Source organism: Microbulbifer maximicatervae (SeqCode) (assembly GCF_056231245.1).
In genome coordinates, this window is the sequence record NZ_CP174334.1 from 4,562,633 (window position 1) to 4,582,189 (window position 19,557).

Here is a 19,557-nt window from a genome sequence, read left to right on the forward strand (position 1 = left end):
TTCAGGGCGGCGCTCTAACCGCCCCAGAAATTCCTCAGCAGGGCACCAAAGCCTTAGCCACACGGGAGTTAGTCACCCTCCCCAGCTGTTCAGAAATAAAGTTCCCAGCCTCTGCCAGCAACTGTAAATCCACGCCGGTTTCAATACCCATGCCATTGAGCATATAAAGCACATCCTCACTGGCAACATTACCGGAAGCGCCGCGGGCATAGGGGCAGCCGCCCAGGCCGGCTACGGCGGAATCTACTACTGCGACACCCATTTGTAAGGCCGCGTAGATATTGGCCAAGGCCTGGCCGTAGGTATCGTGGAAATGCACAGCAAGTTTTTCCACAGGTACACGGGCCATCACCTGCTCCAGCATACGCTTGGCGGATTCCGGGGTGCCGACACCGATGGTGTCGCCGAGGGAAATTTCGTAGCAACCCATTTCCAATAGAGCGGCACTAACTTCTGCCACTTTGGCCGGGTCAATATCGCCTTCATAGGGGCAACCAAGTACGCAGGATACGTATCCGCGCACGGGTATGCCGTCTTGCTTGGCCTTTTCCACCAGTGGGCGGAAGCGCTCCAGACTCTCAGCGATACTGCAATTAATATTTTTCTGGGTGAAGGCTTCCGAGGCCGCACCGAATACGGCGACCTCATCTGCTTTGGCTTCCACTGCGCGCTCATAGCCTTTTAAGTTTGGCGTGAGCGCGCTGTAGATAACACCGTCTTTGCGCTGGATACCCGCCAGCACTTCCTCGCTGGCGGCCATTTGCGGTACCCATTTGGGGCTGACAAAACTGCCGGCTTCAATAACCGACAGCCCACTGGCACTGAGCTTGTCCACCAGAGCGATACGGGTCTCCACAGAGATAGGCTGCTTTTCATTTTGCAGTCCATCGCGGGGGCCCACTTCGACGATTTTGACTTGCTTGGGCAAAGTCATTACTGCTCCTCCCCGGCAAAATCCACCAGCAGACTACCGCCATCCACTAATTCACCTTCGGCACAGAAGAACTGCTGTACGGTGCCAGCGGCTGGAGCCCGCAGGGTGTGTTCCATTTTCATGGCTTCCATTACCAGTAGCGGCTGGTCTTTTTCCACCATAGAGCCGGCCTCAACCAGCAGCGAAATTATGGTGCCGTTCATGGGGGCATCGAGGCCGTGGGCCTGGTCATTGCTCTCGCCCATATCCGGTGGCAACAGCTTGAATTCCACCTGAGTGCCATCAATAAATACAGCCCCACCATCGCGGGTATCCACGGCGGAGAAACTCATGCGACGGCCATCCACCAGCATCAAGTCGCGCCCTGGCAGCAGGCGAATGTCACCGCTGTTTTGTTCCTCAGGCAAGGCATCGCAAGTCCAGCGCAGGCTATCGCCCTCCGCAACAAAGCGAATTTGAGCGTGCTGGCCACGGTAGTCCACGGTCTGGGTGCGACTGCCAGCCAGAGCATTGCGCCAGTTATCGCCATTGTGCCAAGGGGAGAAAGGGTCCCACTGAGGTGCACTATTGCGCAGATCGCGCTCTTCACGCTGCTGCAAATAACCGGCAATAGCAGCACATTTCAACGGCGTCAGTGTCTGCTCCTGATGCAGTACTTCCGCCTCGTAGTCCTCGATAAAGTGCGTCGAAATACAACCGCTGGCAAAGGCTTGGTGATTGATCACTCGGCGCAGGAATTCGATATTGTGGCGCACACCGGCAATCTGATAATCACGCAGGGCGCGATCCAATTTGGCCAGGGCTTCTTTGCGGGTGCGGCCGTGGCAGATCAATTTGGCGATCATCGGGTCGTAATGCACGCTGATTTCATCGCCAGTCTGCACACCGGTATCCACCCGCACACCCTCGCCTTCCGCCGGGGGCTGGTGGCGCACCAACACGCCGGTTGCCGGCAGGAAATCATTGTCCGGGTCTTCGGCGTAGATGCGCACTTCCATGGCGTGGCCGTTGATCTGCAGCTCATCCTGGCTCATGGGCAGGGTATCGCCAGCGGCAACTGACAGCTGCCAGGCCACAAGATCCTGGTCGGTGATCATTTCCGTCACCGGGTGCTCCACCTGTAGGCGGGTATTCATTTCCATAAAGTAGAAGGCACCGCTGGCATCCAGCAGGAATTCCACCGTGCCGGCCCCCACGTAACCAATCGCGTGGGCCGCGCGCAGGGCCGCTTCACCCATGCGGGCGCGCAGCTCCGGAGTCATGCCCGGTGCGGGAGCTTCTTCCACTACTTTTTGGTGGCGGCGCTGCACCGAGCAATCCCGTTCAAACAGGTAGACGCCATTGCCCTGCTGATCACAGAACACCTGGATTTCCACATGGCGGGGACTCACCACATAGCGCTCTAGCAACATAATGTCGTCGCCAAAGGCATTCATGGCCTCACGCTTGGCAGCGGCCAGAGCTTCGTGGAATTCATCGGCACTGTCGACACGGCGCATTCCCTTACCACCGCCGCCGGCAGCAGCTTTCAGCAATACCGGATATCCGATGCGATTGGCATGGCCTTCCAACAGCTCTTCATTTTGATTGGTACCGTGGTAACCGGGCACCAGAGGCACATTGGCCTCTTCCATAATACGCTTGGCCGCGGACTTGGAGCCCATCGCCTCAATCGCGCCGGTGGGTGGGCCGACAAAAATAATGCCGGCGCTATCGCAGGCGCGGCAAAACTCCGCATTTTCCGACAGGAAGCCATAACCCGGATGGATGGCATCGGCACCAGTCTGCTTGGCAGCAGCCAATACTTTGTCGATATCCAGATACGAATCCCTGGCCTGGGCCGGACCTAAGTGCACCGCTTCGTCCGCCATCTGCACATGCAGGGCGTCGGCATCCGCATCGGAATAAACGGCGACAGTGGACACCCCCAGGCGGCGTGCGGTCTTGATAATGCGACAGGCAATTTCGCCGCGATTAGCTATTAACAGTTTGCGAATCATAAAAATTACCCTTCGCTACCATTCATCCAACTGGGTGCACGCTTTTCCAAAAACGCACTCAACCCTTCCTGTCCCTCCGGCGACACACGAACGGCAGCGATCAGCGCGCTGGTCTGCCCTTGCAACTCATTATTAATAACCCGGTTGGACATGGACATGGCCAGCTGTTTGGCCATTGCAACTGCCTTGGGGCCGTTGTCGGCAATGGCGTTCACTAATTTCTGCACATGCAGATCCAGATCGGCCTCGGCACAGACTTCGGATACCAAACCGATCTGTTCCGCGCGCTCGGCGGGGAAACGTTCCGCTGTGACAAAGTAACGACGCGCATGGCGAGTGCCGATAGCATTGATGACATAGGGACTGATGGTGGCGGGCAGCAACCCGATTTTGACTTCGGACAAACAGAAGCTGGCGCGCTCAGAGGCCACGGCCATATCGCAGCAGCTCACCAGGCCCACGGCCCCGCCAAAAGCGGCGCCCTGTACTCGCGCAATGGTGGGCGCAGGAAAAGTGTCGAGCTTGTACAGCATGGCGGCGAGCGCAGCTGCGTCGCGGCGGTTTTCCTCTTCTGAATAAGTCGCCATGCGCTTCATCCAGTTGAGGTCGGCTCCGGCAGAAAAGCTCTTGCCATTGGAGGCCAGTACCAACACACGTACAGCGGGGTTTTGCGCCAGGGTGTCAAAGGTGGTGGCCAGCTCGTGGATCAGTTCATCATCAAAAGCGTTGTGGATTTCCGGCCGGTTCAGGGTGACCGTGGCCACGCCCTCGCTATCCACTTCGCACAGCAATTTATCGCTCATTGTAATTCCTCGATTGGGGCGTCTATCAAAAGCGGCACCGGAACATTTCGCTGGCGCCGCAACCACGGTTCCTTACATGCGGAACACGCCGAACTTGGTCTCTTCCGGTTCCTTGTGGCTGGCCGCCGCCAGGCACAGACCGAGCACGCGGCGGGTATCCGCCGGATCGATAACGCCGTCATCCCACAAGCGCGCGGAGGCGTAGTATGGGTGCCCCTGGTGTTCGTAGTTATCCACAATCGGCTGCTTAAACTGGCGCTCTTCCTCTTCGCTCCAGGATTCCCCTCGGGCGGCCATCTGGTCGCGCTTCACCTGGGCCAATACGCCAGCAGCCTGTTCCCCTCCCATAACCGAGATACGCGCATTGGGCCACATAAACAGGAAGTTGGGATCGTAGGCGCGGCCACACATACCGTAGTTACCGGCGCCGAAAGAACCGCCGATAAGGATGGTAATTTTGGGCACCTTGGCGGTAGCGACAGCGGTCACCATCTTGGCGCCGTGTTTAGCGATACCGCCCGCCTCGTACTGCTTGCCCACCATAAAGCCGGTGATATTTTGCAGGAAAACCAATGGAATCTTGCGCTGCGCACACAACTCAATAAAGTGCGCGCCCTTCTGCGCACTCTCCGCAAACAGGATGCCGTTATTGGCAACAATTCCCACCGGATAGCCCTGGATACGGGCAAAACCGGTTACCAGGGTGGTGCCGTACAACGCTTTAAATTCATCGAACTCAGACCCGTCCACAACCCGCGCGATAATCTCGCGCACGTCAAACGGCTGGCGCGAATCTTTGGGCACCACGCCGTAAATGTCTTCCGGTGGATAAATCGGCTCCACAGGCTTTTGGATATCCAGACCAGGATTTTTGATACGGTTCAGGCGAGCTACAGAGCGGCGCGCCAACTGCAACGCATGTACGTCGTTATTGGCGTAGTGATCGGAAACCCCGGAAGTGCGACAGTGCACCTCGGCACCGCCAAGTTCCTCAGCGGAAACTTCTTCACCGGTGGCCGCTTTCACCAGGGGCGGGCCCGCCAGGAAGATGGTGGCCTGCTCTTTCACCATAATGGATTCGTCTGCCATGGCCGGCACATAGGCTCCACCGGCGGTGCAGCTACCCATAACCACCGCGATCTGCGGAATATTCTGTGCAGAGAGATTGGCTTGGTTAAAGAAGATGCGACCGAAGTGCTCACGGTCTGGGAAAACGTCGTCCTGGCGCGGCAAATTAGCACCACCGGAATCCACCAAGTAAATGCACGGCAGATTGTTCTGCTCGGCGATGGTCTGCGCGCGCAGGTGTTTTTTTACTGTGAGGGGATAATAGGTTCCACCTTTTACAGTGGCATCGTTGGCCACTATCACACAGGGCTGACCGGAAACGGTGCCGATGCCGGTAATAATACCCGCGGCCGGAACATCCTCACCGTAAACCTCGTGAGCGGCCAGCTGGGAAAATTCCATAAAAGGGCTACCCGGATCGAGCAGCGCATCGATACGGTCCCGTGGCAATAATTTTCCTCGCGCCAGGTGTTTTTCCCTTGCGCGCTCACCGCCGCCCTGGGCGATGGCTTCCACTTTCTCGCGCAGGTCTGCCACCAGCGCCTGCATCTGCTCGCGGTTTTCGCCAAAGGCGGCATCGCGTGTGTTTATATTGCTCTGCAACTGATTCATAAAGTCCGATTCACTTTCCCGGAGAAAAGACCTCCACAGGGCGCAGCTTATTGCCGCAGTGCCCGGCTGGAGACAGCTGCCGCCGGCAGGCGCCGGCGGCGAGAAGAAATGCCCAGCCTTAGCGGGTCTCTTTAAACAGCTCGCGACCAATCAGCATACGGCGCACTTCAGAAGTGCCCGCGCCGATTTCGTAGAGCTTGGCATCGCGCAGCAGACGACCAGTGGCGTACTCGTTGATGTAGCCATTGCCGCCCAGTGTCTGGATAGCCTGCAGGGCCATCTGTGTTGCGCGCTCCGCAGTAAACAGGATTACAGCGGCGGCGTCCTTGCGCGAGTCCTCACCGCGATCACAAGCCCGGGCCACAGCGTACAGGTATGAGCGGCTGGCATTCAGGTCAGCGTACATATCGGCGATCTTGCCCTGCATCAGCTGGAACTCACCGATGGCCTTGCCGAACTGCTTGCGCTCGTGAATATAGGGAACCACCACATCCAGGCAGGCCTGCATAATTCCGACAGGGCCTCCAGAGAGAATCGTGCGCTCGTAGTCGAGACCGCTCATCAATACGCGTACACCGCCGTTCAGTTCACCGAGGATATTTTCTTCCGGCACTTCACAGTCTTCGAACACCAGCTCACAGGTGTTGGAACCGCGCATGCCCAGCTTGTCGAGCTTTTGCGCCTGGGAGAAGCCGGCGAAACCGCGCTCAACGATAAATGCAGTGATACCACCGGAGCTGATGCCCGGCTCAGTGCGAGCGTAGATCACATAGGTATCGGCATCGGGACCGTTGGTGATCCACATTTTATTGCCGTTCAAAATAAAGCGATCACCGCGCTTCTCGGCGCGCAGTTGCAGACTTACCACGTCGGAACCGGAGTTGGGTTCACTCATGGCCAAGGCGCCTACATGTTCACCGGAACACAGCTTGGGCAGGTATTTGAACTTCTGCTCGCGGGTACCATTTTTACGGATCTGGTTTACGCACAGGTTGGAGTGGGCACCGTAGGACAAGCCCACAGAAGCAGAGGCGCGGGAAATCTCTTCCATGGCCACAGCGTGTGCCAGGTAACCCATATTGGAACCGCCGAACTCCTCTTCCACGGTCATGCCCAGCAGACCCAGCTCGCCAAACTTTTTCCACATATCCGCAGGAAACAGATTGTCTTCATCAATCTGCGCCGCGCGCGGGGCCAGCTCCGCCTGGCAGAACTTGTAAACCATGTCACGGAGCATATCGATGTCTTCACCGAGACCGAAATTCAGGGTTGGGTAGGAGGTGTTCATAACGGCTCCACTGATATTTAAAAATGTCTTTAATTCAAATAACCGCCTTGGCGGCTGTTCAATACCATATGAGGCAACTGCGCCACTCTTGGCACAGTGCCGAAATCTGTTTAGGAAACGCTGCTGTCATCGCTTTGCGCCAGGGACTCACGGGCCCTGGATTCAGCTTCATCCAACTCTTCCATCAGGCTTTCGATATCCCGCAGTTGCTGTTGTAACTGCAGACGCTTTTGCGCGATGCGCTCCAATAGACGGTGCAACTGCTCCACATTGCCGTGGGCCGGGTCGTACATATCGATAATTTCACGGCTCTCATCCAGGGAGAATCCCAGCCGCTTTCCGCGCAGGATCAGCTTTAGGCGCACACGCTCTTCGGGACTATAGACGCGGGTCTGGCCGCGACGCTCCGGATTGAGCAGGCCCTTGTCCTCATAGAAGCGGATGGCGCGAGTAGTGATATCGAACTCCCGCGCCAGCTCGGAAATGCTGTAACTATGGGGCTCCATTTGGCTTGCTTCTGCTTTCATAACGACTTCCTCAAGATGCCATCAAGCCTAGCAAGAGTTTACGTTAACGTAAACGTAAAGCACGCGCCAAAAAAGAACCCTAAGGCACTTCTAGTCACTTAGCCCACGGGGGTCCTGTGGGGAGTAGACTCAGCGCCGAGCAGCTGTTGTAGCTGATTGTTGAGAAGTTTTTGATAGGAAGGGGTTAGGCCAGTCACCTCCAATGCCCAACCGGCACCGTGGTGCTCAATTCGCCCCACCAGGGAACTGTCTTCAAGAAGCTCTGGGTGCAAAAACAAGCCGCGGGACTGGTTGAGTAGCTGATCGGCACAGAAATCCGGACTCTGTGGCTGGGATGGGACTACCGCCAGAGCCAGCTTCAAACCGGTCGCACGGCTAACGCTCTGCATCTCCCGCAGCAATAAACCACAGCAGACTGCGCGGAAGGCCGCATCAGTTCCAGAGAAATCCAGGCCGATCTGTGGCCCGGCGCAACCCAGGGGGGTGGCACCGTATATGCGCTGCAGCAAACGCATACGTCCATCTAGCTCCCGCTGCAAACCCTCCAGGGCGCTGCGACTTAACTGGTTGCCCAACTGCGCCCAGTTAAGGGGGCGAAGATAAAGCCCAACGCTGGGCTCGGTAACTTCAGCTACAGCTTGAGCAGACTCAGTAACTTGTGCGGGCAATTTGCGCTCCCGGGACAAGCTACCGGTAAGCAGGGCCGCAGCTGCACTAAATGGCAGGGCAAAAACGAGGGTCAGCAACAAGCTGGCCCAAGGGAAGGCAACGGAATTACCAGGCTCAAACGCCACAGTAATATTGCCGGCAATACTATCGTGCAGGACCACTGGCTCGGTGATCGTCTCCCCCTCTTTCAGGTCACCCACTTCGGCCAGGGAATTCGATTCCACATCCTCAATTAAAATGCCGGAAACCACTGGAAGCTCCAGCAGCTGGCGAGCGATCAGCTGTAAGCTGATACGATCCCCGGCCACAATACTCTCCAGGCTCTGCCCCGCGAGAATAGTCGCAGCCGCCTTCGCGGTAACTCTGTCCCGCTCTATCTGGCCGGTGCGCTGCTGACCATAAAAATGCCCCAGTGCCGCCGCACAGAATATTGCCAGTGTTAGCCAGATAACCAGTGCCAATAAACGCTGGCGGGCGCGTTTGGACAACTGTGCTAATTGAGCCGGTATTTTGCGAAGAATAGATACAATGGAAACTGACATAAACGGCGGCAGACATCTTGCGTATTGTTTTTTTACTATTGCCCCAGCTGTTTTGGAGCAGCGAGCATTTTAACGGTAGGCACCAAAATTGTGCATACCCAATTAATTCCTGAGCGATTGGTAAAGCAGACGACGAAATAGTTCAATTCAACTCGCACAATTCGAAAAGGAATTTTACTCACCATTCGAACTGAGCCCATTAAAACCCTGCTGACCGGCAATCAATGAAATTAAAGCCCGGCAATTTTAGCGAAGAATCTCATAAGAGCTATAATGCGCCGGACATTTAATTCAATCGGGACAGAGCTTATGGGTGATCAAATAAATTCACAGGAATTCCACCTCTCCCTGAAACAGATTTCCCAGGCTTCAGGAAGTGGCACCCTGCGCTACCTGAGCTTCCGAGATCAAGTCGCCAAGCTCGGCCTGGAGTATTCCGGTGCAGCCCCTTTTCCCGGTGAGGCTACGGACTTTACCCCGCCCCCCGAAGAACCGAGTGCACTTGAAGCCATTTGGTGTGTCACCCTGCTAAGCCCCTCTGTCTCCCTGGCCCAACTCCAATACCTTCTGCGATTTTTTGATGAACAACAGTGGAGCCTATTCGCCGCTGATACTTTGGCACAAAGACGCGATCGCACCGTTATCCGCTTCCAAATTGATGGCGATCTAGATTTTGACAGCGCGCGTCTGGCCTGCCTTGGAGTGGCCGATGAGTTGGGAGTAGACCTAACAATCCAGGCTTCTGTTACCCAGAGAGTGCCAAAGCTGGCGGGCTTTGATATGGATTCAACCCTGATTGATGCTGAAGTCATTGACGAGCTGGCAAAAATTACTGGTATCGGTGATCAGGTTGCCGCCATCACCCAATCTGCCATGGCCGGGGACATAGATTTCTGCGAGAGTTTTAAACGGCGAATGGCCCTGCTAAAAGGTTTTTCCGAGCAGCGTTTGGCAGAAATTGCCCGGGAATTGCCGTTAAAAGAAGGGGCCTATGAATTGCTGGCAGCCTTGCGCGCACTGGGCTGCAAAACGGCACTGCTTTCTGGCGGCTTTACCTACTTCGCGAAATTCCTGCAGCGAGAGCGCCTGCCCCTGGATTATATCCATGCCAATCAACTGACATTTGCCGAAGGGGCCCTCACCGGCGAAGTAGTGGAACCCATTATTGATGGCGATCGCAAACGCAAGTTACTGCAGGAAATTGCCGGAAGCTTAGATTTGGCGCTGGAAAGTGTGGTCGCTATGGGTGACGGCGCCAACGATATTCCCATGTTGAATTTAGGGGAAATGGGTATCGCCATTCACCCCAAGCCCAAGGTGAGGCTACAGGCCCCCCAGGCCATCAATCTGTTTGGCCTGGACGCCGCCCTCTACTTATTTGGTCTCAATGACCAACAAATTGCCAAGCTCGGGGGATAACCCGGCTTAGCTCTTAAAGCATCGCGTGAGGAAAAGGGAAACTCGGCCGCTTGTTGTGATCCGTGCAAGCACTGGGCCCGGGTTTCTGCCCACAACTGGCAAGAAAAAGCCCCAGGACGACTATTAGTAAAGCCCGTTTATACATAGGTGCCTCCCTTCCTGAGTAAAATCTCTGGGCAGCAGAGTACGCAAAGGCAATCCATTTGAACAGCCGTTTAATGATTTTTATGCCAGAAATCTGGCGTATTAATCACGCTATCGTACCAGTTCACTTAACTATAAAAACAAACTGAAAGAATGCCCATAAAAAATATTTTGTGGAGCAAACTTTAGCATTAGCCAAAGTGGAAGGGAAAAAGAAAGGGGAGAGTTGCCGCAACTCTCATATTGACCTATGGGAATTGCGACAACCGGGAAAAGAGAGCGATTAACTCTCTTTTTTACCGTAAATAACCAGGCTATTTACTTTTACCGTCAGCGGGTGATAACCCACCTTGGCGCGCTCAAAAATGCGTGCAGCCACGTCTTTTTTACCAGTCTCAACCATATTGCGATATAGCGGGCGCAGGAACTTGTTGCGGCCGATACTGGTGAGGAAATTCTCAAGGCGCTCGAAGGCCGGCTCGTAGTCGTTGCGCACTGCAATCATCAGCCAGCTGAAAGCCACCTCGTTATTGCGGGATTCGGTCAGGCCAAAGGCGCCGTCCAATTCCTTCAACTGAGCTTCCGTCAGTTTTTCCGGCATACCATCGAGGAAGTACTTCCACTGGTGGAAAGTCCAGCCTTTGGTATCGATATCCTTCGCCGCCAGTTTGCCGTCCAACCACTGTTGACGCACTGGATCCAATTTAGTGAAGGCATCGGACTTCGGATGCGGCGCACCTTCGGGAATACCCGGATCGAAGATCCACTCGAGGATACGCTCGCGGTCCAGCTTATCGGCGTGCTCAACCAACAGGGTCTTGTCTAGATACTTAACGAAGTCCTCGGTGGTGATGCTCTGGAAGGAGAAGTGGTTGAAGTACTCCATCAGGAAGCGGTCAAACGCTTCGCGACCTACTTTCTGCTCCAGCTCATACAGGAACAGGGAGCCTTTCTCGTAGGGAATATTGGAGAAAACTTCATCCGGGTCACGTCCGCGCAGGTCGATCGCCATAATTTCATCGCGGGGCTCTTTATCAGCCAGGTCCGCTTGCAGGTCGTCATAGCCCAGGGCCATTTCCATCTGGTAGCGCTCATCACCGTAGACGAACTGCATGATGCGGTTAGTCAGGTAGGTGGTGAAACCTTCATTCAGCCAAAGGTCGCGCCAGCTGGCATTGGTTACCAGGTTGCCGGACCAGGAGTGGGCCAGTTCGTGGGCAATCAGGGCTACCAGGCTCTTATCACCGGCGATCACCGTCGGAGTGATAAAGCTAAGACGCGGGTTTTCCATACCGCCGAAGGGGAAGCTGGGTGGCAGAATCAGCAGGTCGTAACGATCCCAGTGGTAGGGGCCATACGCCTTTTCGGTCACTTCCAGCATAGATTCGGTATCGGCAAACTCCGCCGCTGCAGATTCCAGCATGGAAGGTTCGGCATAGACACCAGTGCGCTCGCCCATGGGCTTGAACTTCAGGTCGCCAACCGCCAGGGCAATCAGGTAGGAAGGAATGCGCTGGGGCATCTCAAACTCATAGACGCCATCTTTGGCCGCCTGCGGGTCATTGTTCGCACTCATAACTGCGCGCAGTTCTTTCGGAGTGCGTACAGTGGCGTTGTAAGTGATGCGAACTTTCGGGGAGTCCTGCAGCGGAATAAAGCTGCGCGCGTGAATTGCCTGAGCCTGGGTAAACAGGAACGGATGCTTTTTACCCGCAGTCTGCTGGGGCTCCAGCCACTGCACGCCAGAAGCGCCCGGCACTGTACGGTAGCGGATAGTAATGCTGTCGGCATCTTCCGGCAGCTCAATATTCAGCGGAGTGCCCAGGTGACTGTCTTTCTCGCCCATGGAGAATTTTACTGGCGCGCCATTAGCGGATACAGAAACCACTTCCAGTTCGCGGGTATCCAGTACCATCGGCAGGTTCTTGTCGTTGAGACGCTTGAAGTCCAACTTGGCTTCACCTTCAAGAACCTTGCGGGAGAAGTCGACAGTCAGGTCCAGATCCAGGTGCTGAACCTGGTAATCATTGCTGTTGGCAAAAGAGTGGTAATCCACTCCGGACTGGGGCGCTTTTTCAACACCCGGCTTCTTCTCGATCACAGCGGACGCCTTTATCGGCGCGCTCGCACTGTCTAATTCGGCCTTGGAAGGCTCCGACTTGGAACAGCCACCGGCAACGGCAAGGCCGCCAACGATCAGACTGGTACACAGTAAACGGGGCAACATGGGTCTACTCCCTGAGTTCAGCTTTTCAATTTGCGCCACAGGATACCTGACAGAGCGCAGATGAGAAACGACAGGGGACTCTGCACCCACCGTAAGCGGGCACACCGATCCCCCGCTCGAGCCACAGCTACCGACGGTCATGCCGCGTTTTGCCAATAAACCAGATTAATGTCTCAGTTTCGTCGCCTTAGGACGAATTTCATGACTAATAGCAGCGAGGGAAGAAAAATACTGACCGGGAATTAATACATCGTTCACTTTCCAGATTCAGACTGCGGCTCTTTTATAACAAGCACTATAAGGAGAACCCCATGTCTCTGTCCCGGAGGCGGTTTCTACAATTTTCCGGCGCAAGCCTGGCGGCCCTGCCCCTACTGAAAGCCTACGGTTCCGGCCAGGAGCCCTTCCAGCACGGCGTAGCCAGCGGTGACCCCCTGGCAGATCGCGTAATTCTCTGGACCCGTATCACTCCGTCCGCCGATCCAGAATTCCAGTCCATGGTGCCCTACACCTGGCAGGTCGCTCTGGACCCGGAAATGGCCATGGTGGTCAATAGCGGCAGCGGTATTACCGGGCCCGATGTGGACTACACCATCAAAGTGGATGCCAGCGGTCTGCAACCCGGCACCAGTTACTACTACCGCTTCTACTCTAACGGTATCGACTCGCCCATAGGCCGCACTCGCACACTGCCCATCGGCCATGTGGATAAGCTGCGCTTCGCGGTGACCAGCTGCTCCAACTATCCCATGGGTTATTTCAATGTTTACCGGGAAATTGCCCTGCGTGCAGACCTGGATGTGGTACTGCACCTGGGAGATTACATTTACGAGTACGGACCCGGTGGCTACGGTACCGGCACGGGCCTGGGGCGAGAGCCAATCCCCGCCAAGGAAATGGTGGATATCCAGGATTACCGCCTGCGCTACGCCCAGTACCGCTCCGACCCGGATTTACAGGAGGTACACCGCCAACACCCGTTTATCTGTGTATGGGACGACCATGAAACCACTAACAACGCATGGGCTGGCGGTGCTGAGAACCACAATGTCCAAGATGGCGAGGGCGACTGGTTTGTACGCCGCTCGGTAGCCAACCAGGCCTACTTCGAGTGGATGCCCATCCGCGATAACGGCATCTTTGATCTATTTGGTGACAGGGCCATCTACCGCAGCTTCCGCTTCGGCAATCTGATGGACCTGATGATGCTGGATACCCGCATCGCCGCGCGCTCCGAGCAGGCCAACTGGTTCGATCAGCAGACCGCCGACGACCCGGAGCGCAGCATCCTCGGTACCCAGCAGGAACAATGGCTGCACAGTAGCCTGACCCAGTCCCAGTCGGATGGCGTACGCTGGCGGGTATTAGGGCAACAAGTAATGATGGCGCAACTCACCCTGGCTCGGGATTTGTCTGTGAATATGGACCAGTGGGATGGTTACACCGCATCCCGCGAGCGTCTGTTCGACCACATTGCCGACAATAATATCGACAATTTTGTCGTCCTCACTGGAGATATCCACAGCTCCTGGGCCTGGGACCTGGCCAGCAATCCTTTCAGTATTTTGAAATACGGGCGCCTGACCGGACGTGGCGCCCTCGGCGGAGAATTTGTCACCCCCGGAGTAACCTCCAGCTTCCTGGACAAATCCCACCTGACGGATGTTGCAGCGATTGCTATGGACGGGTTAATACCACACCTCAAGTGGGTGGAGATCACCCAGCGCGGTTACCTGTTGATGGATGTTTCCCACTCCCGCGCCAAGGCCCACTGGTATCACGTGGATACAGTCACCAGTCAGAAATACAACGCCAGCCTGGCAAGGATCTATAAGCAGGAAGCGGGGCAAAACCATATCCAGCGCGCCTGGAGTGAAAGCACAGCTGATGAGTTGGTACCGGCACCGGCACCGCAGTACGGCGCCCTGGCGCGCAATACCATCGCCGCCTTACGCAGCCGCTACAACGTCTGATTTGCAGGCAATAAAAAACCGCACCCCTGTTAAGGCGGTGCGGTTTTTTAAAAAGCTTTCAGAGAGAAATTATTCGAGACTGAAATCGAAGTTCATATCCTCCGCCGGCGCCTGCACATAGTACCCCTGAATATAATCAGTACCGGTCTGCCACAAAGTCGGCAGCATACTGGCCTGCTCAATATGGGGCACTATCACCTTGGTATCCGCCTCACCCAAGCGCTGTACCAATCCTGCCAGGGAGTCACTGCTCTCGCCTTCATCCTGGACCTCGCGCACGAAGGAGGGATCGATCTTGGCGATATCCACTTTCACATGCTCAAGAGCCTTGAACGGATTGAGTCCGGTGCCGAAATGACAGACCGAAACGCGACAACCCAATTGCTGGACCTGAGTGGTAAAGTCCCGGGCCGCGTGCAGGTTGCTGTTGATATCCTCCTGACGCAACTGGAAGATCACCGTTCCCGGCGCCACCTTGGCAGCTTTGAAGGCAACCCCCAGCCAGCCGGGTAAGCTGCTGTCCACCAGTGAAGCAGTGGTGATATGCAGCATCAAAGAAATATTCTTGCCCTCAGCCCTGGCGGCTGCGGCGGCCTTGATCGCGGTAATAATTACCCAGCGATCCATTTTCGCCGACAGGCCCGCATCGCCGAGTTCCTGCAGGAAGGCCAGCGGCGCCAGCTCTTCCTTATCATCAAGCATACGCACCAATACTTCGTACAGCTGCTCGCCAGTTCCCTGCAAACTGAGGATTGGCTGGTAGAGCAACTTCAGACTGCCGGCCTCCAGGGCCTGAACCACCCGTGCACGGTGATAGGTATCGGCGTCGGCACCACCTTCAGTATCCGGCTCGTAGAGCGCAAAATTCCCACCTTTCTTCTCTTCACCCAAGGCCTGCTTGTGAGCAGATAGCGCTTGGTCCAGCACCTGTTGCGCACCGCTGGAGGCCTCACTCATCAGGGAAATACCGATAGAGGCGGTAATTTGCAGGGTTTTGCCATCTGCATCGAAGATGGTGTCGGAAATCTTCTTCAATATATCCTGCGCGCGTTGCTCAATGCTGTCCGGAGTTGTATTCGGGCTGAGCAGGCAGAAGGCATCTTCACTGTACCGGGCCAGGGTATCGCCACTGCGTTGGCAGGACTTGAGTAATTCCGCCATGCCTTTTTGCAGGGCGTCGGCACCGGCCACTCCAACAACTTTTAACACTTCATCTTCAAAGCGATCCACTTCTATCAGCATCAGACCGCCAGTATTGTGGGAGTCCGCTGCAGATTTGATGCTGGAATCCAGTACCTGCAGGAAGTGCTGACGATTGAAAAGTCCGGTCAGCGGATCGCGGTTCTTGATATCGCTGAGCTGCGCTTCCAATTGCTCCGTATCACCCCGGCGCGAGGCAATACGCACCTGCAGACAGCGCTCATCGTCGTAGGTGGTACTGAGTACCTCTGCGCGAGTGGGCAGGGATTCGCCAGAGGCGGTCTTAGCGGTAAATTTCCACTCTTTCGCCTCCAGCTCATTGTTGTCGATAGCGCAGCTTTTGAGGAATTCACGCCCCTCTTCCTGCTCATTTTCAGCCAGCATATCAATCAATGGCTGGTACTCGATGTCCTCGCCAGAGTCGTAACCAAAGCGCTCTGCAAGGGAGTCATTGGCGTAGACGATCAAGCCATCAGATATATAAGCGATGGCATCTTTGGAGCTATCGAGTAGCTCCTTGGCACGGTTAAGGGTCGCGTGATAGCGGCGGTCGTGTAGGCGAGCCTGACGGCGATTGGCGAGCGCCCCTAGCTCCCGCTGTATCACAAAGAGAAGGTGTTGGTCTTCATCCACCACTACAACATCGCGGGCTCCGAGCTTCAAACCTTCCACCACGGGTTGGGCACCGGTGCGCTCGGTCAGCATAATTACCGGAACATCTTTTTGCAGCTTGCTGATGGTGCGCAACGCCACTGAGGGGGGCACCTGAGTACTGCTTTCAGCCGCGATCACTAAATCCCAGGTTTTATCCTGGAGCAGGCGGTTAAACACAGCCTCGCTGGCCACATGCTGTGCTCGGTTGGGACGGCCTGCGTTGTGCAGCATACTCACAAGGCGCTGGGCTTCCGACGGGGTATCGTGAATCAGGAGAAGTCGTATTGTGTCGTTGCTACTCATTATTTGCTCTATTTTTTTAATGGCGGCACACAGCTACCGCTGGCGGTAATTTTAGGGGGCGTCAAGGATGGCATACAAGGGTAGATCAAACTGGTACCTGTGATCTAAATCACACAACACCCCCTACAAAAGCTTCCACCTTTCCCATTTGCGAAACCACAGCCGCTAATCAAACTTTCCCAACCTAAGAAGCCCCTGGATACAGCGCTATAAAGCGAAATAGCAGCTGCTGAATAGGTCGACCGGCCAACTATATCTGGCACTGGCGTTATAGGGTTAGCCTAGATCAATTTGGCGATATTTATTCGCCCAACCTATCTCTCTTTATGAAAATCCCTGTCGAATACACAAAGATAACCCTTACAGCTATCAGCTGAGGTTTAGCTATGTTCAGCAACTACCGGGGATTTTGATGGGACGCCGGGGATTTCACGCACCAGTTTTGGTACCAGATAACCGGGTAACTGCTGGCGGAGGTGTTCGATTAGCTCCAGCGCTTTCGCATCAGAGACTTCAAAATGTGCGGCACCATTTACTCGATCCAGCTGATGCAAATAGTACGGAAGTACTCCTGCTGTAAAGAGGGATTCGCTCAACGCACCCAGCGCCTCGCGACTATCATTGACGCCTTTTAATAGCACCGCCTGGTTGAGCAGGGTAACCCCTGCGCTTCGCAACTTTTGCAGAGACTCCCGCACCTCACTATCAATTTCATTGGCGTGGTTGCAGTGCAACACCAGCACGGGCTTCAAGCGGGAACCGGTAAACCAGTCCAACATTTTCTGGTTTACCCGGCTGGGAGCAACTATCGGGAGGCGGCTGTGAATTCGCAGCTTATCCACATGGGGAATCTCAGCCAGCTCATCGGTGAGCCAGGCCAGTTGACGGTCACTCATAACCAAAGGATCACCGCCGCTCAGGATCACTTCGCGCAGCTCAGTGCGCGCGCGAATGTAGTCTAGAGCTGCTAGGCTCTGTCTGCGAGTTAGGTGGTTGTCGCCGTATGGGAATTCACGTCGGAAACAGTAACGACAATTGACCGCACACTGGCCCGCAGTGATCAGCAGTAGGCGCCCGTGGTATTTGTGAACAACTCCAGGCAGAGGGTTAGCTTCTGCCTCTTCAAGGGGGTCTGAACTAAATCCCGGCACTTTCTCCAACTCATCCGCACCGGGTAAAACCTGTAACAACAATGGGTCTTCGGGATCGCCGCAACGCATGCGCCGGACAAAGGGGCGCGGCACGCGCAGGGAAAAGCCAGAAGCTGCTTGCAAGGCCTTGGGGAGCTTACGCGGGTCTAGCTGTAGTAATTGAATCAACTCTGCCGGATCAGTGACCAGATCAGACAACTCATCCTGCCAGCAGCGGGATTCCTGTGTGTCGATAAGCTCTATACCGGGGGCCGATGATGACGCCATCATGGAGATACACTACAAAATAAGAGATTGTATCAGATCCCCCACTGCAATCTCCCGCCACCACTGACAGTGATACCCCACAAAGGGTGCCGTGACCAGGTAGACATGGGAATTCGCACAAACCCATCAGAGAAATGGCATCTGTTTCAGACCCTATCTAGTGAGTTAGTTGAACCCTCAAATCGATTCCCTAGGGTAATTACATAAACTGAATTTATTTTTGCAGAAACCCATATACATAATCAAAAAATATTCACCAATCTTCTATGGAAAAATATCGGATAGTTGGACTGTATCTTTAAGCAGCCAGAGCCTTAAGGAGCCTCTAAATAACTCCGTAATGCCTCTGCGGGTCTTGAAGGCTGCAGATGTTAGGCGCAGCTCGCCGCGAATGGCCGTAGCCCTTTGCAAGAGCTGCAACGCAGCAGCTGTGGCCTTCAAGGCTCGCCCTTCGGGGCTTGCAGAGCGATTCACACTCCGCGTTGCGACTTCTTGAAAGGTCTAGACATTCCTGCGAAGCCGCGCCTTGATTGTGAACCGCTCTGCATGCCAGAGGTATCATGGAGTTATTCAGAGGCTCCTTAACTCTTCTTTACCTGAATTTAGGAGTAGACTCATTATCGGCGAAGCAAGTATTCACTCTACCTACCAATAAAAACCCTTACCCCACAAAACACTCCACTGCAACAAAGAAAATCTACACAGTCGACATTTCCACAGTTAATTCAGGGAGCAAAAAAAATTTTCTTTGATAAATCCAACAAGGATAAAGCAAAGCAAAAATTATTTATTAATAAAATTTTTATCACTAGAAAAAACATCTTCCAAAAACCATCAACAAATATCAAAAAATTCATAATTCCCTTATTCACAATAGGGATAATTCGGTGTTAATTTAAACGCCGGCAAAGAAAACCATTTTGTCGCCCCCGCCAAAGGCGGGCACTATCAAGAAATAAATAAAACACCTAAAAGGTGTTTAACCAGTAAGTTTAGAATTACAAAAAGGAATTACCCAATGGAAATGCAGCTTGAATTGCTTGAAGCCAATAAAGACCTACTGATTGAGCAAACTCGCGCACATCCTTTCTTGAAGCGTTGCCGTGAAGGCTCCATTACGCTGGACGAATTAAAAATATTTTTGGTTCAACAAGGTATTTACAGTGGATTCTTTGTTAGATATCTCTGTGCAATGATGGCAAACCTCCCGAGTAACCACGAAGTCCTGGAGCTTGCCGAGAATCTAATGGAAGAGCTGGGCCTGGAACCAGACAGCCCCAAACCCCACGCAGAAATCTATCGCGAAACCCTCGAGCATTTTGGTTTGACCCTGGAAAACGCAGAAGTTTTACCAGGCACTCAGCACCTGATCGATACCATGTTCAAAAACTGTCGGGACCTCAGGGCCAGTGCAGGATTGGGAGCCCTATGCCTGGGAGCCGAAGCCCTGGTACCCGATTTATATACAGATATTGTTGCCGGATTCCGCTCTTGCGGCGTAACCGATGCAGAAATGCAATTTTTCCTGCTGCATATTGAATGTGATGACGGCCATGCAGAAACCATTCGCGATATTATGGTAGATATCGGCTCCAAGGATCCCAGCCAACTGGACATAATGCTTGAAGCCGGGCGCCACCTTGTAGAGGCCCGCTTACAATTCTTCGATTCTATTGAAACCGCCTACCACTCCACTAAACATAAAAAAGTTGAAGCTGTTACAGCTTAATTAGCAAGCACTTATCAACCCACTCACAGGTGTTGTTGGAGAAAGCA

Annotated in this window: 13 protein-coding genes; 3 read left to right on the top strand and 10 right to left on the bottom strand. The window is 54.5% G+C overall.

Going from position 1 to position 19,557, the window contains the following annotated elements:
* Positions 1 to 34: 34 nt before the first annotated feature.
* The 7 genes from ACJJIS_RS20045 to ACJJIS_RS20075 all read right to left on the bottom strand — a co-directional run bounded on the left by ACJJIS_RS20045 (position 35) and on the right by ACJJIS_RS20075 (position 8,443).
* Positions 35 to 934, bottom strand: coding sequence for a hydroxymethylglutaryl-CoA lyase (locus tag ACJJIS_RS20045; RefSeq protein WP_475708902.1), 900 nt, complete (start codon positions 932 to 934; stop codon positions 35 to 37).
* Positions 934 to 2,934 carry an acetyl/propionyl/methylcrotonyl-CoA carboxylase subunit alpha gene (locus ACJJIS_RS20050; protein ID WP_475708903.1) on the bottom strand — a complete coding sequence of 667 codons (2,001 nt, stop codon included), beginning with the start codon at positions 2,932 to 2,934 and terminating at the stop codon, positions 934 to 936. Before ACJJIS_RS20050 ends, ACJJIS_RS20045 begins: the two co-directional genes overlap by 1 nt.
* Before the next feature lie 5 nt (positions 2,935 to 2,939).
* Positions 2,940 to 3,737: an enoyl-CoA hydratase/isomerase family protein gene (locus tag ACJJIS_RS20055; protein WP_444943394.1), complete on the bottom strand. Its 798-nt coding sequence runs from the start codon at positions 3,735 to 3,737 to the stop codon at positions 2,940 to 2,942.
* 72 nt (positions 3,738 to 3,809) lie between these two features.
* Positions 3,810 to 5,417, bottom strand: a complete 1,608-nt coding sequence (locus ACJJIS_RS20060; RefSeq protein ID WP_475708904.1) for a carboxyl transferase domain-containing protein — start codon at positions 5,415 to 5,417, stop codon at positions 3,810 to 3,812.
* Between the two features lie 118 nt (positions 5,418 to 5,535).
* Positions 5,536 to 6,705 (bottom strand): isovaleryl-CoA dehydrogenase, encoded by a 1,170-nt coding sequence (locus ACJJIS_RS20065; RefSeq protein ID WP_475708905.1) that lies wholly within the window; start codon positions 6,703 to 6,705, stop codon positions 5,536 to 5,538.
* A gap of 110 nt (positions 6,706 to 6,815) precedes the next feature.
* On the bottom strand, positions 6,816 to 7,232 hold the full coding sequence (locus tag ACJJIS_RS20070; RefSeq protein WP_444911985.1) for a MerR family transcriptional regulator: 417 nt from the start codon (positions 7,230 to 7,232) through the stop codon (positions 6,816 to 6,818).
* A gap of 98 nt (positions 7,233 to 7,330) precedes the next feature.
* Positions 7,331 to 8,443: a hypothetical protein gene (locus ACJJIS_RS20075; RefSeq protein WP_475708906.1), complete on the bottom strand. Its 1,113-nt coding sequence runs from the start codon at positions 8,441 to 8,443 to the stop codon at positions 7,331 to 7,333.
* Positions 8,444 to 8,752: 309 nt separating this feature from the next.
* On the opposite strand from ACJJIS_RS20075, the gene serB reads away from it, so the two are divergent.
* Positions 8,753 to 9,862: a phosphoserine phosphatase SerB gene (gene serB, locus ACJJIS_RS20080; RefSeq protein ID WP_475708907.1), complete on the top strand. Its 1,110-nt coding sequence runs from the start codon at positions 8,753 to 8,755 to the stop codon at positions 9,860 to 9,862.
* Positions 9,863 to 10,289: 427 nt separating this feature from the next.
* Here serB and ACJJIS_RS20085 read toward each other — a convergent pair whose 3' ends face one another.
* Positions 10,290 to 12,233: a M1 family metallopeptidase gene (locus ACJJIS_RS20085; RefSeq protein WP_475708908.1), complete on the bottom strand. Its 1,944-nt coding sequence runs from the start codon at positions 12,231 to 12,233 to the stop codon at positions 10,290 to 10,292.
* A gap of 311 nt (positions 12,234 to 12,544) precedes the next feature.
* Here ACJJIS_RS20085 and ACJJIS_RS20090 point away from each other — a divergent pair, with 311 nt between their 5' ends.
* Positions 12,545 to 14,206, top strand: coding sequence for an alkaline phosphatase D family protein (locus ACJJIS_RS20090; RefSeq protein WP_475708909.1), 1,662 nt, complete (start codon positions 12,545 to 12,547; stop codon positions 14,204 to 14,206).
* Between the two features lie 69 nt (positions 14,207 to 14,275).
* Here ACJJIS_RS20090 and ACJJIS_RS20095 read toward each other — a convergent pair whose 3' ends face one another.
* The gene (locus tag ACJJIS_RS20095; protein WP_282934550.1) at positions 14,276 to 16,363 is read right to left on the bottom strand and encodes a GGDEF/EAL domain-containing response regulator; all 2,088 of its coding nucleotides are present in this window, start codon (positions 16,361 to 16,363) and stop codon (positions 14,276 to 14,278) included.
* Positions 16,364 to 16,743: 380 nt separating this feature from the next.
* Entirely contained in the window at positions 16,744 to 17,784 is a 1,041-nt protein-coding gene (gene epmB, locus ACJJIS_RS20100; RefSeq protein WP_444906574.1) for an EF-P beta-lysylation protein EpmB, read from the bottom strand.
* A 1,015-nt stretch (positions 17,785 to 18,799) separates the two neighbouring features.
* Here epmB and ACJJIS_RS20105 point away from each other — a divergent pair.
* Positions 18,800 to 19,510, top strand: a complete 711-nt coding sequence (locus ACJJIS_RS20105) for an iron-containing redox enzyme family protein (RefSeq protein ID WP_413664160.1) — start codon at positions 18,800 to 18,802, stop codon at positions 19,508 to 19,510.
* The last annotated feature ends 47 nt before the right edge of the window (positions 19,511 to 19,557 follow it).

Excerpts from the sequence above, each read along its gene's own strand:
- ACJJIS_RS20045 (WP_475708902.1), bottom strand. The coding sequence starts at position 934 with ATGACTTTGCCCAAGCAAGTCAAAATCGTCGAAGTGGGCCCCCGCGAT.
- ACJJIS_RS20050 (WP_475708903.1), bottom strand. The coding sequence starts at position 2,934 with ATGATTCGCAAACTGTTAATAGCTAATCGCGGCGAAATTGCCTGTCGC.
- ACJJIS_RS20055 (WP_444943394.1), bottom strand. The coding sequence starts at position 3,737 with ATGAGCGATAAATTGCTGTGCGAAGTGGATAGCGAGGGCGTGGCCACG.
- ACJJIS_RS20060 (WP_475708904.1), bottom strand. The coding sequence starts at position 5,417 with ATGAATCAGTTGCAGAGCAATATAAACACACGCGATGCCGCCTTTGGC.
- ACJJIS_RS20065 (WP_475708905.1), bottom strand. The coding sequence starts at position 6,705 with ATGAACACCTCCTACCCAACCCTGAATTTCGGTCTCGGTGAAGACATC.
- ACJJIS_RS20070 (WP_444911985.1), bottom strand. The coding sequence starts at position 7,232 with ATGAAAGCAGAAGCAAGCCAAATGGAGCCCCATAGTTACAGCATTTCC.
- ACJJIS_RS20075 (WP_475708906.1), bottom strand. The coding sequence starts at position 8,443 with ATGTCAGTTTCCATTGTATCTATTCTTCGCAAAATACCGGCTCAATTA.
- serB (WP_475708907.1), top strand. The coding sequence starts at position 8,753 with ATGGGTGATCAAATAAATTCACAGGAATTCCACCTCTCCCTGAAACAG.
- ACJJIS_RS20085 (WP_475708908.1), bottom strand. The coding sequence starts at position 12,233 with ATGTTGCCCCGTTTACTGTGTACCAGTCTGATCGTTGGCGGCCTTGCC.
- ACJJIS_RS20090 (WP_475708909.1), top strand. The coding sequence starts at position 12,545 with ATGTCTCTGTCCCGGAGGCGGTTTCTACAATTTTCCGGCGCAAGCCTG.
- ACJJIS_RS20095 (WP_282934550.1), bottom strand. The coding sequence starts at position 16,363 with ATGAGTAGCAACGACACAATACGACTTCTCCTGATTCACGATACCCCG.
- epmB (WP_444906574.1), bottom strand. The coding sequence starts at position 17,784 with ATGATGGCGTCATCATCGGCCCCCGGTATAGAGCTTATCGACACACAG.
- ACJJIS_RS20105 (WP_413664160.1), top strand. The coding sequence starts at position 18,800 with ATGGAAATGCAGCTTGAATTGCTTGAAGCCAATAAAGACCTACTGATT.